Consider the following 14,746-nt stretch of genomic DNA (forward strand, 5'->3'; position numbering starts at 1 on the left):
GGCATGACTTTCGATCCCGCCACGCTCGTTTTCGTGCCCCAGGATGCTCCGTCGGAGATCCGGGCCTCCACCGTGTTGCCTGCCCGTCGCGAAAACGTGGAGTTCACCACGGAAGACGGCAAGGTATTGGTGGGCGAGTTGGCCCTTCCGGAGTCCGGTGATGTGGCGGCGACGCTCATCATGCTCCACCCACTGCCCACCCACGGCGGATTCATGGATTCACACGTCTACCGCAAGGCTTCCTACCGGCTGCCGGCGCTGGCCGGGGTGGCAGTGCTGCGATTCAATACCCGCGGGACTGCGTCGCCGCGCGGGACCAGCGAGGGCAGGTTCGAGGAAGGCATCGGCGAGCGTTACGACGTCGAGGCAGCGGTCCGGTTCGCCGTGGACCGCAGCCTGCCCAACCGGTGGCTGGTGGGCTGGTCCTTCGGCACCGAACTGGCGCTCATGTACGGGGCCGTTGAACCCGTTGCCTCGCAGGTGGAGGGAGCGGTCCTCCTCTCGCCGCCGCTGCACCGTGCCACGGACGTGCACCTGAAGGAGTGGGCCGCCACTGGCAAACCGTTGACCGTGCTCGTCCCCGAGCATGACGACTACCTTCAGCCGGCCGAGGCCGCCGCCCGCTTCAGCCTGGTCCCACAGGCCCGGCTGGTGGGGGTGGATGGCGCCAAGCACCTGTGGGTGGGCGAAAAATACGCCGCGCGGGTCCTGGATGAAATCGTCGACGACGTCACGGAAGCGGGAGCCGGCGTGGACGGCCTGCCGCGCGTCTGGGCGGGGCCGGTCGCCAACGGCTAGGCCGGTCGCCAACGGCTAGTCCGGTCGCCAGCGGCTAGTGCCGGTCGCCAGCGGCTAGGCCGGTCGTCAACGGCTGGTCCGGCTGTGATCGGCTAGTGCCGGTCCTGGCGGACGATAAACACTTCCTTGATCAGCAGCATGATGGCCGCTGCCGTGGGAATGGCGATGAGTGCTCCGAGGACACCCAGGAGGCTGCCGCCCGCGATCACGGAAATTACCGCCACCGCGCCCGGTACGGCCACTGCCCGCTGCATGATGCGAGGCGAAATGAAGTACGCCTCGAACTGCAGGTAGGCGAAGTAGGCGATCGCGTAGATGAGGGCTGTCTGCCAGCCTGCGGTGAGGGCCACCAGGATCACGACGATGGCTGCGATCATGCCACCCACCAGGGGGATGAAGGCGAGCAAGGCCACCACGAAGGCGAGCAAGACGCTGAACGGCACGCCCAGGATGGTCATGACGATGAAGGCGAAGACCGCGTTCAGGAGTGCAACGCAGGCCTGGCCGATCACGTAATTGCCTACCGAATCCGTAATGGCCTCGGAGAGTGCCTCGACGCGGGGCCGGCGCGAACGCGGCGCCAAGCGGTAAGCCCATTTCTTCATGGAGGGCAGGGCCGCCAGGAAGTAAAGGCTGAGTACCAGCACGATCAGTGTGCCGAACAGTCCGTTGGCCACCGAGGAGCCGAAGCCAACCACTCCGCCGAAGATGCCTCCGACGGCCTCGGAGTTCTGCCCGAACTTGTCCAGCTCCTGGGTAATCCGGTCCCGGAGGCCGAACTGGCTGTCCACGTTCCGGAAGAAATCGGAATTGAGGAAGTCCCGGATCCAGTCAGGAGCTTGCCGCACGATGTCCGTGACCTGGTTGACGATGGTGGGGATCAGCGTGGCGAAGAAGCCCGCCACGGCCAGGACCAGGACGGATACCGAAATCAGGATGCCCGCCGGTCGGGGGATTTTCCGGGACTCAAGCCAACGAACCACGGGGTCCAGGCCGAGGGCGATGAACAGTGCGGTCAGGATCCACAGCAGGAGCTGGCTGGTATTGCTGGCGATGTAGAACACCAGCAGGGCGACCCCCACTCCGGCGGTGCCCATGAAACCAACGTACAGAGGGTGCTGCGAAGACATTCTGGGGCCCGGTGATCCGAAGTCGTGGTCCTCGTCACCGGAGGCGCTCTTGACGGCCACGTCCGACTCGTCCTCAGGCGGCATTTCGAAGCGGACGCGCGTCCTGGCGCCGGGAATGGGTTGCCGAAGGCGCCTGGCCACAGCTGCGAGCCGCCCGGTGCGTACCGGAACCGTCACGGAGGTCCCGTCGGACGGGGCATCCACCGCGGGCGAGCCGGACTCGTCGTTGGTGCTGGGTTCCAAGTGGTCTTTCACGCGGTTTTGCTGCCTTCTGGTTGTTCTCGCACTGTCTCTACCGGGATGTGACACTCTGGATACAGGTGGTTTTCGCCCCCAATAGCATGATCATCGCCACACTATCAGCACCCCGTCATGGCCCTTTGGCGGCACCACGGCGGGGTTTCCGGCGTGTCATGGCCGGTCGGCCGATCTGACTCTTTGATAACAAAACGGTTACCCTTGAAGTTCAACGACCGCTGATGATAGGTGATCCTGTGCGTTTGAAGACTGCAGCCTTGCTGGTGCTGCTGGGCCTGCTGACGATGCTGGCCGGCATTGGCCAGCTGACTTTCTGGGCCCCCGCCGAGACCGTGACGGCCTCGGTGCCCAGCGACACTAAAGCTGCCCCGTTGACGGTGATCGACCAGAAGTTGATCGCCCTCCACGAGGGGCCGGTGAAGATCAAGATCCAGGGCGAAGGCAACTTCGTCGTCGCCACGGGACGCCCGGACGACGTCGACGCCTGGGTAGGCAAGACTGCCCACAATACCCTCACCGGCGTTTCCCAGGACCAGAAGGCGCTGGAGGTTTCCACCACTGACGGTGAGGCAACCGCGCCGAGTCCGGCCGGTTCCGACCTCTGGGTCAACACCGAAGACGGCAGCGGCGAGCTGGACTACACGTGGAACCCGCCCGCCAGTGGCGAGTGGTCCCTGCTGGTAGCCAGCGACGGAACCAAGCCGGCGCCGTCGTCGATCTCCATGACGTTCCCCAACAGCGCAACCACGCCGTGGGCCATTCCGCTCATCGTGCTGGGCATCATCATCATCCTGGTTGGCGCAGCCCTGCCGTTCGTCGCCAAGGCTCTCGGCAACCGCCGCAAGGACGGCGGCGATGAGGGTCCGAAGGGTGGCGGAGAAACCTCTGCCCTGCCTGTGCAGCCGTCCGCCGGCGACGCCGGTCGACGCGCCCCCGGCGCCGAGGGTTCAACCTTGCGTATCTCCGCCATCGCCGCAGCCTTGGTTGCCGCGTTGGTTGGTGGCACCGCGGTCGCGGCCCAGGCCAGCCCGGCGCCGGAGTCCAACAGCGGCAACCCGAGCCCGTCCGCGTCCGCGGAGAAGGCCGGAACGCCGGTACTCCTCGAGTCCCAGCTGCAGCGTGTCCTGGAGCAGGTAGCCAGCACCGTGGATGCCGCAGACGCCGCCAAGGACGCCGCGAAGCTCGCGCCGCGCGTGGACAAGATGGAACTGCAGGTCCGTACCGCCAACTACAAGATCCGGACTGCCGTCTCTGCTTACGATGCCCGGATGCCGGTGCGAGCCACCAAGCTGCAAAGCAGCGTGATCAGCACCAAGCGTGACTGGCCGCGCACGGTGTTCGCCCTGACCCAGGGTGACGGCAACGTGGTCCCGCAGGTCTTGACGCTGGTCCAGCTCTCGCCGCGTGAGAACTACAAGCTGTGGGGCACCGCTCCGCTGCAGCCGGGCACCAACTTCCCGTCCTTCCCGGTTCCCCGTGACGGCACGGCCCCCGTGGCCGCGGACGACAAGAACGGCTTGGCCTACAGCGGCAACGAAGCGTTGAGCATCCTCGGCGAAATGCTCACCACACCGGATTCCCCGAACCGCAGCAAGCTCGCCGATGGCCAGTCCTCGCCTTACATCGCCGGCGCCCTGGCCTACCAGGCGGACACCGTCAAGAACGGCACCAGCGCCAACTTCAAGTTTGCGCACACCCCGGTGACCAACCAGACCGTGGTGCTGCACACCGCCGACGGTGGTGCGCTGGTGGTTGGCCGCCTCGATTTCGCCTTCGAGGGAACGCCCAAGGCCTCCGGTGACAAGCTGATCCTTGAAGACGATTCGGCCGTGTTTGCCGGAGGCAAGGAAACCACCACGGGCATGTCGCTCAACTTCGCCGAATCCGTGGCGATCTACATCCCGCCGGCAGGTTCCTCTGATCCCATGAAGCTCGTGGCCGCTACCCGCGGACTGGTCGGCGCCAGCTTCAAGTAGGGCGTGGCCCTGGCAGGGCAGCGGCTAGAGTGGACGGTATGAGTTCGCCCGGATACCGACCCACTCCAGCCGCTGCCAGCCAGCTCAACCTTCGCGGCGCCGTCGACCTCTCGTCGTTGCGCCGCCCTCCGGCTCCGCCGCAGTCGCCGCCGGCCGCGCCGGCTGGTGATCCGGCAGCCTCCGGTAGCCCGGAGGCGGGCAGCCCTTCGCTGCGTGTGGATGCTACGGAAAGCAACTTCCAAGACCTCGTCCAATTGTCGGCGCAGATTCCGGTCCTTTTCCTTCTCTGGTCCCGCTATGCAGCCGAGTCTCCGGGCGTCCTTGATGCTGCACAGCGGGTTGTTGAGGGCTTCGGTGGCCGCCTCGTCCTGGCCGCCGCCGACGTCGACTCGTTCCCGCAACTGGCCCAGGCCTTCCAGGTCCAGGCCGTGCCCACGGCCGTCGCCGTGGTCAAGGGCCAACCAGTGCCCCTCTTCCAAGGCCCTGCCGACGACGCGCAGATCCGCAGCCTCGTGGAGGAACTCCTCCAGGTGGCCGCTGCCAACGGAGTGACCGGAAGCATCGGCGACGCTCCGCAGGACGGCGACGCCGAACCGGCCCCGCTGCCCCCGCTTCACCAGGCAGCGATTGACGCCATCGAGTCCGGTGACTACGCCGCGGCCGCGGCCGCGTACAAGCAAGCCCTCCTCGAGCAGCCGGCTGACGCCGATGCCAAGGCAGGATTGGCGCAGGTGGAACTGATGGCCCGGCTGGAAAAACTTTCCGCACCGGAGGCCGACAGCTTGCGGCAGTTGGCTGCGCAGGAACCGGACAATGTGGAGGCCCAGCTCGGCGTGGCTGACTTGGATGTCTCCGGAGGACACATCGAAGACGGCTTCAACCGCATCATTTCCTTCATTGGACGGAACTTTGGCCCGGAACGGGAAGCGGCCCGGGTGCGGCTCCTTGAATTGTTCGAGGTAGTGGGCACGTCCGACGAGCGTGTTGCCAAGGCCCGCCAGGGGCTCGCGAGGGTCCTCTTCTAGTGCCGTCTGCGCTGTTCAGCCCGCTTCAGCTGCGTTCGCTGACCATTCCGCACAGGGGCTGGGTGTCGCCGATGTGCCAATACAGCTGCCTCCCGGAGACCGGCGAGGGCGTGCCCAACGACTGGCATCTGATGCACCTGGGATCCTTCGCCGCCGGTGGTGCAGCCCTCATCATGACCGAGGCAGCCGCTGTAAATGCCGCCGGACGGATCAGCCCGCGGGACGCCGGCATGTATTCGGAGGCGCAGGCAGCCGGTTGGGAGCGCATGGTGGATTTTATCCACCGCCATGGTGCGGTGGACTGCAGGATCGGCGCGCAGCTTGCCCACGCCGGACGCAAGGCATCCACCTACTGGCCGTTCTCCGGGCAGTCGGGTTCAGTTCCGGAGTCCGACGGCGGATGGCAGACCGTGGGGCCCAGCACGTCACCCTTTGACGGTTATGCCTCCCCGGTGGCCATGTCCGAAACGGAGATCATCGCGGTGATCCAGGACTTCGCGGCGGCTGCAGGACGGGCTGTTGCGGCAGGCTTTGACGTCGTGGAGATCCACGGCGCCCACGGCTATCTGTTGCACCAGTTCCAAAGCCCGTTGATCAACACACGGACGGACAATTGGGGCGGTGATGAAGCCGGACGCAACCGCCTCATGCTGGAAGTCGTGGATGCAGTGCGCAACGCCATTCCGGATTCCATGCCGCTGCTGCTGCGCATTTCCGCTTCCGATTGGGCGGACGGGGGAGTGGACGTTGAGGCATCGGTAAGGCTCGCGCGCGCTGCGGCGGAGCGGGGCGTGGACCTGGTGGACGTCTCGAGCGGCGGTGCCGTGGCCCACCAGGCGATCCAGGCGGCGCCTGGCTACCAGGCCGGTTTCGCCGAGCGGGTCAAGCACGACGCCGGTGTCCCCACCGGAGCTGTCGGCCTCCTGACCAGCCCGCCCCAGGCCGAGGACATTGTGGCCAATGGTCGTGCCGATGCCGTGTTCATGGCTCGGGCAGCCCTGCGCGATCCGCACTGGTGGCTCCGGGCGGCGTACGAACTGGGCCACGATATTCCCTGGGTCCCGCAGTACGAGCGGGCCGTGCCACGCCACGGCTTCTAGGGACCGCCGCGGGCGTGCCTTGGCAACGCTAGGCTGTTGCCATGACGGAACCAGACCATCAGGCCAACGCCCAGTCATCCCACCTGCCCCAGGTGCCTGTTCCGCCGGCACAACCACCGGAACCAGCGAACGGCCAGGCCATCCCGGCTTTGGCCATCCGGGGACTCGCCAAGCGTTTTGGTGAGAAAATCGCCGTCGACGGCGTGAGCCTGGATGTGCCGGCCGGTTCGTTCTACGGAATGGTTGGCCCGAACGGCGCCGGCAAGACCACCACGCTGTCCATGGCAACAGGTTTGCTGAGGCCGGACTTCGGAACCGCCACCGTGCACGGCGTGGACGTGTGGGCCCGTCCCCTCGAAGCAAAGAAACTGATGGGCGTGCTGCCCGATGGCGTGCGCTTGTTCGACAGGCTTACCGGAGAGCAACTGGTCACGTATGCCGGACTTCTCCGTGGGATGGACCGCGACGTGGTCCTGTCCCGGGTCTCGGAGTTGCTGGCGGCTTTCGACCTCCAGGCTGACGCGGGCTCGTTGGTAGTCGACTACTCAGCCGGCATGACCAAGAAGATTGCCCTGGCATCAGCGCTGATCCACGCGCCGCGCCTCCTGGTGCTGGACGAGCCGTTCGAGTCTGTGGATCCTGTTTCCGCGGCAAATATCCGGGGAATCCTCGAGGGCTACGTTTCTTCCGGGGGAACGGTGATTGTCTCCAGCCATGTCATGGACCTGGTACAACGCATGTGCAGCCACGTGGCCGTTGTGGCGGGCGGACGCGTCCTGGCTGCCGGTTCCGTGGATGAGGTCCGGGCAGGCTCCACGCTCGAAGAGCGCTTTGTGCAGTTGGTGGGCGGCGGCCACCGGACAGAGGGGCTCGAATGGTTGCGCACCTTCTAAGGCTCAAGTGGCGCCTGCTCCTCAATGGCTTCAAACGCAGTCCGTGGCAGTTGGTGGGCATCGGCCTGGGGCTGCTTTATGCACTCGGCATGCTCACCATGCTGGTGGGCGGGTTGGTGGCGCTCCGCTGGGCCGACCCCGCAATCGCCCACACGGTGGTGGTGCTGGGCGGGGCGGCAACCATCATCGGATGGGGGGTCATACCCCTGGTTGCCTCGGCGGGGGACATGACGCTCGATCCTGCGCGGTTCACGACGTTCGCGATCCCGCCCCGGCAACTCTTGGCCGGCCTGGCACTGGCCGGCTTCATCGGGATTCCGGGATTGGCAACCTTGCTGGCCGCCTTGGGAACGGTTGGCACGTGGTGGCGGAGTGTTCCCACGGCGACCGGTGCCTTGGTGGGGGCAGTCCTTGGTGCCATGACCTGCGTGGTGTTGTCCAAGGTTGTGACCACCGCGACGGCGGGCCTGGCTTCCTCGCGTCGATTCAAGGACGTCAGCAGCATCGTGGTGTTTGTCCCCTTGGTACTCCTGGGGCCGATCATGGTGGGCATCGTTGACGGCATCCGGGGCAGCGCCGACTATCTTCCGGTACTGGCCCGGACAGTTTCCTGGACCCCTCTTGGAGCTGCGTGGTCGCTCGGCGGCGAACTGGACGCGGGCAATCCGGGCGCTGCCGGCCTCAAGGCCCTCATCGCCGTGGCCACGATCGGCGTCCTCCTGTGGTGCTGGCACGTCCTGTTGCAGCGCGCCCTGGTGACGCCCGCGTACTCGGGCGGTCCAACCCGGAAGGGCGGCAAGCCGGGTTTGTTCGGTGTGCTGCCCGGAACTCCGGCCGGAGCCGTTGCCGCCAGGGCATTGATCTACTGGCTGAAGGATCCCCGGTACGCGGGTTCCTTGGTGATCATTCCGCTCATGCCGGTGATCCTCTTCTTCGCCGGCAACCAAAACGGCGGCCAGGGGTTGCTGATGATCCTTGGCCCACTGACCGCGTTCATGATGGCTTGGTCGATCTCGGCTGACGTCTCCTATGACAACACAGCTTTCGCCCTTCATCTCGCCTCCGGTGTCCGCGGCGTGGACGATCGCTTGGGCCGCGCGATGGCTTGCCTGGCGATTTCCTTGCCGGTGGTGTTGGTGTTCACTGCCGGCCCACTCTTCATCACGGGGGACTGGGCGTGGCTGCCGAACCTGCTGGGCCTCTCGCTGGGAACGTTGTTCACGGGGCTGGGTCTGTCCTCCGTCATTTCCGCCCGCTACAACATTGCCGTTCCGTTGCCTGGGGACAGCCCGTTCAAGAAACCGCCAGGAAACGTTGCCCAGACGCTCGCTGTCCAGGCCGTGGGCATGGGACTCCTGGCGCTCCTGCTCCTGCCCGAACTGGCCCTGGTGGTTGTGCAAATGGTCAGCGGCGGGCCGGAGGCAGGCTGGATCAACCTCGCGGTGGGTCCATTGCTCGGTGCCGTCCTCCTCGTGGTGGGCGTTCGCCTGGGCGGAAAGTGGCTTGACGCCCGTGGCCCCGAGTTGTTCGCCCAGCTGAGCGTGAATAAATAACGACGTAACACCCACATCTGGTTGTGGGACATGGGATATCCTCGACTCAAACAAGCACCATCATCGTAGAAAGGCCGTGACAATGGAAGTTGTCATCCTCCCGGGCACCAAGCAGATCGGCGCCCTGGCTGCCGACGCCATCGAGGCACTCGTCCGGCGCAAACCGAATGCCGTTCTTGGATTGGCTACGGGGTCCTCGCCCTTGCCGATCTATGACGAACTGGCACGTCGCTACGAGGCAGGTGGACTGGACTTCAGCGAAGCGCACGGCTTTGCCTTGGACGAGTACGTTGGCTTGGCAGCGGACCATCCGGAGTCGTACCGCGAGGTGATCCGGCGGGAATTCACCAACAGGGTCAACATCAAGCCGGAAAATGTCCATGGTCCGGACGGGGCTGCGGCGGACCTGGAAGCCGCATGCCAGGCCTACGAGGACGCGATCAGGGGCGTCGGCGGCGTCGACCTCCAGATCCTGGGCGTGGGAACCGACGGGCACATCGGCTTCAATGAGCCTGGATCCTCGCTGGCTTCGCGCACGCGCATCAAGACGTTGATCGAGCAGACGCGCAAGGACAACGCCAGGTTCTTTGACAGCGTCGACGACGTTCCCCACCACGTGGTGACGCAGGGCCTGGGCACCATCATGGACGCCAAGCACGTGATCCTGGTGGCCACAGGTGCGCAGAAGGCCCAGGCGGTCCGGGATTTCGTGGAGGGACCCGTGGCCGCCATCTGTGCGGCATCGGTGCTCCAGATGCACCCGCATGCCACCATCCTGGTGGATGAAGCGGCCGCTTCCTCACTGAAGTTGGCCGACTATTACCGCCACACGTACGACAACAAGCCGGAGTGGCAAGGCCTCTAGACGGTAGGATGGATGCCATGACTACGCTTCCTCCGGATCCATTCGAAAACGACCCCATGCGCGAGCTTTCCGGAGCCGGAACGTCCACGGCCACCATTGAGCGCGAGGAAACGCGCCAGGAAGTGGAGCCCGGCGACCGCGAGCGGTTTGCGCACTATGTCCGCAAGGAAAAGATCATGGAATCGGCAATGACCGGCGAGCCCGTCATTGCTTTGTGCGGAAAAGTCTGGACCCCGGGAAGGGATCCGCAGAAGTTCCCGGTTTGCCCGGAATGCAAGGAGATCTACGATGGCCTCCGTCCGGGGAACGACGGCGGGAACGGCGACGGCCCGGGCAACTCCAAGTAGTGAGTGGGAAGACTGCACAGGCCCACATGACGGAAACACTTTTTGGTGGCCCCTCCCTGCCTCCGGCGTACCCGGAACGGGCGGCCTGGGGAACTGCTCCCAAGCTGCGTGCCTGGCAGCAGGAGGCACTTGACCTCTACATGAGCCGTGGTCCGAAGGACTTCCTGGCGGTAGCCACCCCGGGAGCTGGAAAGACCACTTTTGCCCTCCGGATCGCCACCACCCTCCTGGACAGCGGCGTGGTCAACAGGGTCACCATCGTTGCGCCCACGGACCACTTGAAGCGCCAGTGGGCGGACGCCGCGGCGCGCGTGGGCATCGCGATCGACCCCAACTTCAAGAACTCCGACGGACAGCACGGCCGCGGCTTCGTCGGCGTCGCGGTGACGTATGCCCAGGTAGCGAGCAAGCCGATGCTGCACCGCGCCAAGACGGAAGCGGCCCGGACGTTGGTGATCCTCGACGAGATCCACCACGGTGGCGAGGCACTGTCCTGGGGTGATGGCCTTCGCGAGGCTTTCGACCCGGCAGCGCGCCGCTTGTCACTCACGGGTACCCCGTTCCGCTCGGACACCTCGCCGATTCCGTTCGTCGAGTACGCCGAGGACCGGGACGGCATCCGACGCTCCAAGGCCGACTACACGTACGGCTACGGCAACGCGCTCCGCGACCACGTGGTGCGGCCGGTGCTGTTCATGGCCTATTCGGGCCAGATGCGCTGGCGGACCAGCGCAGGCGATGAGATGGCGGCTTCCCTGGGGGAAGCCGCAGTCACGAAGGACATCACGTCCCAGGCATGGCGGACGGCGCTCAATCCGGCCGGCGAATGGATTCCGGCAGTCCTGGCGGCCGCGGACAAGCGCCTGAGCGAAGTGCGTCGCACCGTCCCGGATGCCGGCGCGCTGGTTATCGCAACCGACCACGAGGACGCCCGGGCCTACGCCGGCCAGCTGAAGAAGATCACCGGGGAATCGCCCACGGTGATCCTCTCGGACGACTCGAAGGCTTCCAGCAAGATCGAGGAATTCTCGGCCGGGGACAAACGCTGGATGGTGGCTGTCCGCATGGTATCCGAAGGCGTGGACGTCCCCCGGCTCTCTGTGGGTGTGTACGCAACATCGACGTCCACTCCGTTGTTCTTCGCCCAGGCCGTGGGGCGCTTTGTGCGTGCCCGCAAAAGGGGAGAGACGGCGTCGGTCTTCCTGCCGTCGGTTCCACCGCTCATGGGCCTGGCAAACACCATGGAAGCCGAACGCGACCACGCCCTGGACCGCCCCGAGAAGGACGACGACGGGCTGTTCAGCCCCGAAGAGAACCTCATGGCCGAGGCGAACCGCGAGGACAAAGCCTCGGACGAGCTCACCAAAGGCAAGTTCGAGGCCTTGGATTCCCAGGCTTCCTTCGACCGCGTCCTGTTCGACGGCGGCGAGTTCGGCACGGGAGCCGACATCGGTTCCGATGACGAGCTCGACTTCCTGGGTATTCCGGGGTTGCTGGACGCCGAACAGGTGGGAACGCTGCTGCGGCAACGGCAGCATGAACAGCAGTCCCGCAAGAAGCGCCAGGCTCCCGCAGCGGAGTCGGCTCCGGCCATTCCGGACCACCGCATGCTGATGGACCTGCGCAACGAGCTGGCCAAGAATGTCTCGGCCTGGTCTGCGCGGACGGGGACACCACACGGAGTGGTGCATACCAAGCTCCGTGAAGTGTGTGGCGGCCCGGCCGTGGCGCAGGCCAACGAAGAGCAGCTCCAGGCGCGCTTGCGCAAGCTGCAGGATTGGTTCATCGGCCGCAAGTGACCGGTGGCAAACGAAGGGCGCCGCATCAGCGGCGCCCTTCGTCGTCAGTCGGGTTGTCCTGCAGCCCGGATGTACTAGCCGCGTTCCACTTCGACGCCGGCCGATTCCATGTCATCGAAGGCCTCATCGAGGTCGTCCGATATGCCCGCCGTCAATTCGGCGATCACCGTGGTGGCATAGCCTGCCTGCACTGCGTCAAGGGCGGTTGCCTTGACGCAGTAGTCGGTGGCGAGGCCCACCACCACTACTTCTTCGACGTCGTGGCTTTGCAGCCAGTCGTCGAGGCCGATCGCGTCCTCGTCGAGGACTTCCGTCACCGTGGCGCCTGCCTTCAGGTCGCCGGAAGGAACGTCGTCCTCCGGTGCCAGCACGCCTTCGAACCCGGAATAGGCGGCCGTGTATTGTCCCTTCCGGAAGTATGCCTCGATGTATTCGGGGTCCAGGTCCTGGTGCAGTTCGGCGCCCTTGGTCCGTGCCCTGCAGTGCGGCGGCCACGAGTCCACCATGTCCGGCTCGTCCGAGAAGTGGCTGCCCGGTTCGATGTGCCAGTCCTGCGTCGCCACCACGTGGTCGAAATGCTGCTGGTTGGCGTCGAGGTACTCGCTGATGGCGCCGGCCACGGCTGCCCCACCTTCGACGGCGAGTGTTCCGCCTTCGCAGAAGTCGTTCTGGACGTCGACGATGATCAGGGCCTTGGCCATCAGTTCTCCTCGTAGATGGTAGGGATCGCTGCTTCGCCGCGTTGCAGGCGGTTCACGACGGCGGGCAGCTCGGCCATGCTGGCGGCGTGGCGTTCCTTGGCGCGGATGACGCCTTCCGGGCCGGTCCAGCCGGGCAGGAGTTCGCCGTTCTTGATGAATTGCTGGAGGAGGGAGCGGTCGTTCCCGTCGTCCTCGGGCCGGTGGCCGATTCCCACTACCTCGTGGGTGGCCCTGCCTCGTTCGTTGAGCTTGCGCAGGGCGTATTTGCGTCCACCCACGCTGGCCTTGTTCTTGGCCGCCTTGGCCACCGAAATGAACTCACCGGAATCGTTGGTCCGGCTCACCAGCTTGTAGACCATGCTGGCAGTAGGCGCGCCGGAACCGGTGACCAGTGAGGTGCCCACCCCATAGGAATCCACCGGGGCCGACTGCAGGGCGGCGATGGCGAACTCGTCGAGGTCCGAGGTCACCACGATCCGGGTGTCCACGTTGCCGAGGTCATCGAGCAGTTGGCGTACCCACTGCGCCTGGGCGATGAGGTCGCCGGAGTCCAGGCGGACCGCGCCGAGCTTGTTGCCGGCGAGCTCGACGGCGGTGCGCACCGCGGTTTCGACGTCGTAGGTATCCACCAGCAGCGAGGTCCCGGGCCCGAACGCGGCAATCTGTGCCTCGAAGGCCTCCCGTTCAGTGTCGTGGAGGAGGGTGAAGGAATGGGCAGCCGTGCCCACCGTCTTGATGCCGTAGCGGCGGCCGGCCTCAAGGTTGGAGGTGCTGGCAAAGCCGGCGATGACGGCGGCGCGGGCGGCCGCCGTCGCCGATTCCTCCTGGGTGCGCCGGGAGCCCATCTCGATGCACGGGCGGTTCCCGGCCGCGGACGTCATCCTCGAGGCGGCGGAGGCAATGGCGCTGTCGTGGTTCAGGACGGACAGGATGTACGTCTCAAGGATGCAGGCCTCGGCGAAGGTGGACTCGACAATGAGGATGGGGGAGTTGGGGAAGTAGGCATCGCCTTCGGCATAACCCCAGATGTCGCCGTTGAACTTGTAGTTGGCGAGGTAGTCAAGGGTTTCCTGGTTGACCACCTTGTTCCGCGCCAGGTAGTCCAGCTCGGCTTCGCCGAACGTGAAGTCGGCGATTCCCTCCAGCAAGCGGCCCGTACCGCCCACCACGCCGTAGCGGCGCCCATCCGGCAACCTCCGGGCGAAGGCCTCGAACACGGAGCGGCGGTGCGCGGCGCCCGAATGCAGGGCGGCCTGCAGCATGGTCAGTTCATAGTGGTCTGTATACAAGGAAGTTGCGGGGTGATCCCAAGACGTGGCTCTACTCACGAATTCACTCTAGTGCGAGCCGCCCTAGAATGGACAGATGACCCCTAGCGTTGCGTTTGGCACGGACATCGATGAACGGACGGAAGCTGCAGAGCTGACCTCCACCGATGTCCTGACCGCCCCGGACATCCCCTGGAACCTTGTGATCTGGAACGATCCCGTCAACCTGATGAGCTACGTCAGCTATGTGTTCCAGAGCTATTTTGGCTACTCCGAGTCCAAAGCGCACAAGCTGATGTTGGAGGTCCACCGGAAGGGCCGGTCCATCGTGGCGCACGGAAGCAAGGAGCAGGTGGAGCAGCACGCCGTGGCCATGCACGGTTTTGGGCTCTGGGCAACGGTGGAAAAGGCCGCGAGCGGCAACCAGACTCCCGGAAAGGGCGGCCGCCAGAGTGGCTAAGGCATTCAAGTACGGACTCAAGGGAATCAGCGGCTACCTGGAACCGGCGGAGCGGGACCTGCTGCGGGGGCTGCTGGCCGACGTCATCTCCATGCTTGATTCCGCTGCCCGGGAGGACGAGGACCCGCTGGCGGCGATGATCGGCCTGGACATGGACGTGAAGCAGCCCACGGACCGCGCGCTTCTGCGGTTGCTGCCGAACGTCATGAAGGACGACGACGCCGGCTCGCTGGAGTTCCGGCAGCTCACCGAACGCTCTGTCCGGGAAAGTAAAATCGGCGCCTTGCGCGCAACGGCCATGGGGCTGGACAAGGAAGAGCTGGTCCTCACGTCCGAGGACGCCAACCGCTGGGCGATGGCCCTGAACGACGTTCGGCTGGTCCTTTCGGAACGCCTGGACATCCGCGACGAAGCTGATGCCGACCATATCCACAGCATGCAGGACTGGAGCCAGGCGGAGGACGTGGAGAGCTATCTCGCGCTGGTGTACAACTTCACCACGTGGCTGCAGGAGTCGCTGGTGCAGTCCATCATGGCGGCCAGGCAGGCGGCGAAACCCTGATCCGGCCGCCC

Annotated in this window: 14 protein-coding genes; 11 read left to right on the top strand and 3 right to left on the bottom strand. The window is 65.5% G+C overall.

What is annotated here, in order from left to right:
• The first annotated feature begins 3 nt into the window (after nt 1-3).
• On the top strand, nt 4-798 hold the full coding sequence (locus ACIQTZ_RS01840) for an alpha/beta hydrolase (RefSeq protein WP_402976995.1): 795 nt from the start codon (nt 4-6) through the stop codon (nt 796-798).
• A gap of 92 nt (nt 799-890) precedes the next feature.
• Here ACIQTZ_RS01840 and ACIQTZ_RS01845 read toward each other — a convergent pair whose 3' ends face one another.
• Entirely contained in the window at nt 891-2,183 is a 1,293-nt protein-coding gene (locus tag ACIQTZ_RS01845) for an AI-2E family transporter (RefSeq protein ID WP_402943402.1), read from the bottom strand.
• A gap of 224 nt (nt 2,184-2,407) precedes the next feature.
• On the opposite strand from ACIQTZ_RS01845, the gene ACIQTZ_RS01850 reads away from it, so the two are divergent.
• The 8 genes from ACIQTZ_RS01850 to ACIQTZ_RS01885 all read left to right on the top strand — a co-directional run bounded on the left by ACIQTZ_RS01850 (nt 2,408) and on the right by ACIQTZ_RS01885 (nt 11,744).
• Complete coding sequence (locus ACIQTZ_RS01850) at nt 2,408-4,162, top strand: hypothetical protein (protein ID WP_402976998.1); 1,755 nt, start codon at nt 2,408-2,410, stop codon at nt 4,160-4,162.
• A 38-nt stretch (nt 4,163-4,200) separates the two neighbouring features.
• The gene (locus ACIQTZ_RS01855; RefSeq protein ID WP_400330241.1) at nt 4,201-5,187 is read left to right on the top strand and encodes a co-chaperone YbbN; all 987 of its coding nucleotides are present in this window, start codon (nt 4,201-4,203) and stop codon (nt 5,185-5,187) included.
• Complete coding sequence (locus tag ACIQTZ_RS01860; protein WP_402977001.1) at nt 5,187-6,287, top strand: NADH:flavin oxidoreductase/NADH oxidase; 1,101 nt, start codon at nt 5,187-5,189, stop codon at nt 6,285-6,287. Before ACIQTZ_RS01855 ends, ACIQTZ_RS01860 begins: the two co-directional genes overlap by 1 nt.
• Nucleotides 6,288-6,328: 41 nt before the next feature.
• Nucleotides 6,329-7,180 (top strand): ABC transporter ATP-binding protein, encoded by an 852-nt coding sequence (locus ACIQTZ_RS01865; RefSeq protein WP_402977004.1) that lies wholly within the window; start codon nt 6,329-6,331, stop codon nt 7,178-7,180.
• Nucleotides 7,162-8,733, top strand: a complete 1,572-nt coding sequence (locus tag ACIQTZ_RS01870; RefSeq protein WP_402977007.1) for a transporter — start codon at nt 7,162-7,164, stop codon at nt 8,731-8,733. Before ACIQTZ_RS01865 ends, ACIQTZ_RS01870 begins: the two co-directional genes overlap by 19 nt.
• An 82-nt stretch (nt 8,734-8,815) precedes the next feature.
• Nucleotides 8,816-9,598 carry a glucosamine-6-phosphate deaminase gene (nagB, locus tag ACIQTZ_RS01875; protein WP_402977010.1) on the top strand — a complete coding sequence of 261 codons (783 nt, stop codon included), beginning with the start codon at nt 8,816-8,818 and terminating at the stop codon, nt 9,596-9,598.
• Between the two features lie 8 nt (nt 9,599-9,606).
• Complete coding sequence (locus ACIQTZ_RS01880; protein WP_387435896.1) at nt 9,607-9,945, top strand: DUF3039 domain-containing protein; 339 nt, start codon at nt 9,607-9,609, stop codon at nt 9,943-9,945.
• A 26-nt stretch (nt 9,946-9,971) separates the two neighbouring features.
• Complete coding sequence (locus ACIQTZ_RS01885) at nt 9,972-11,744, top strand: DEAD/DEAH box helicase (RefSeq protein WP_397322431.1); 1,773 nt, start codon at nt 9,972-9,974, stop codon at nt 11,742-11,744.
• A gap of 74 nt (nt 11,745-11,818) precedes the next feature.
• Here ACIQTZ_RS01885 and ACIQTZ_RS01890 read toward each other — a convergent pair whose 3' ends face one another.
• Together ACIQTZ_RS01890 and ACIQTZ_RS01895 are read right to left on the bottom strand one after the other, a co-directional pair.
• On the bottom strand, nt 11,819-12,445 hold the full coding sequence (locus ACIQTZ_RS01890; protein ID WP_402943387.1) for an isochorismatase family protein: 627 nt from the start codon (nt 12,443-12,445) through the stop codon (nt 11,819-11,821).
• Complete coding sequence (locus tag ACIQTZ_RS01895) at nt 12,445-13,773, bottom strand: nicotinate phosphoribosyltransferase (RefSeq protein WP_402977013.1); 1,329 nt, start codon at nt 13,771-13,773, stop codon at nt 12,445-12,447. Before ACIQTZ_RS01895 ends, ACIQTZ_RS01890 begins: the two co-directional genes overlap by 1 nt.
• 37 nt (nt 13,774-13,810) lie before the next feature.
• Here ACIQTZ_RS01895 and clpS point away from each other — a divergent pair, with 37 nt between their 5' ends.
• Together clpS and ACIQTZ_RS01905 are read left to right on the top strand one after the other, a co-directional pair.
• Nucleotides 13,811-14,173, top strand: coding sequence for an ATP-dependent Clp protease adapter ClpS (gene clpS, locus ACIQTZ_RS01900; RefSeq protein WP_400330257.1), 363 nt, complete (start codon nt 13,811-13,813; stop codon nt 14,171-14,173).
• A complete protein-coding gene (locus ACIQTZ_RS01905; protein WP_402977016.1) occupies nt 14,166-14,735 on the top strand; it encodes a DUF2017 domain-containing protein in 570 nt (189 codons plus the stop codon). Before clpS ends, ACIQTZ_RS01905 begins: the two co-directional genes overlap by 8 nt.
• Nucleotides 14,736-14,746: the final 11 nt, after the last annotated feature.

It is taken from the genome of Paenarthrobacter sp. NPDC090520 (genome assembly GCF_044769205.1).
GTDB lineage: Bacteria > Actinomycetota > Actinomycetes > Actinomycetales > Micrococcaceae > Arthrobacter.

What these genes read in the sequence shown, in the direction of transcription:
- ACIQTZ_RS01850 (WP_402976998.1), top strand. Translation starts at nt 2,408, where the DNA reads ATGATAGGTGATCCTGTGCGTTTGAAGACTGCAGCCTTGCTGGTGCTG.
- ACIQTZ_RS01880 (WP_387435896.1), top strand. Translation starts at nt 9,607, where the DNA reads ATGGATGCCATGACTACGCTTCCTCCGGATCCATTCGAAAACGACCCC.
- ACIQTZ_RS01840 (WP_402976995.1), top strand. Translation starts at nt 4, where the DNA reads ATGACTTTCGATCCCGCCACGCTCGTTTTCGTGCCCCAGGATGCTCCG.
- nagB (WP_402977010.1), top strand. Translation starts at nt 8,816, where the DNA reads ATGGAAGTTGTCATCCTCCCGGGCACCAAGCAGATCGGCGCCCTGGCT.
- ACIQTZ_RS01870 (WP_402977007.1), top strand. Translation starts at nt 7,162, where the DNA reads ATGGTTGCGCACCTTCTAAGGCTCAAGTGGCGCCTGCTCCTCAATGGC.
- ACIQTZ_RS01855 (WP_400330241.1), top strand. Translation starts at nt 4,201, where the DNA reads ATGAGTTCGCCCGGATACCGACCCACTCCAGCCGCTGCCAGCCAGCTC.
- ACIQTZ_RS01885 (WP_397322431.1), top strand. Translation starts at nt 9,972, where the DNA reads ATGACGGAAACACTTTTTGGTGGCCCCTCCCTGCCTCCGGCGTACCCG.
- clpS (WP_400330257.1), top strand. Translation starts at nt 13,811, where the DNA reads ATGACCCCTAGCGTTGCGTTTGGCACGGACATCGATGAACGGACGGAA.
- ACIQTZ_RS01865 (WP_402977004.1), top strand. Translation starts at nt 6,329, where the DNA reads ATGACGGAACCAGACCATCAGGCCAACGCCCAGTCATCCCACCTGCCC.
- ACIQTZ_RS01890 (WP_402943387.1), bottom strand. Translation starts at nt 12,445, where the DNA reads ATGGCCAAGGCCCTGATCATCGTCGACGTCCAGAACGACTTCTGCGAA.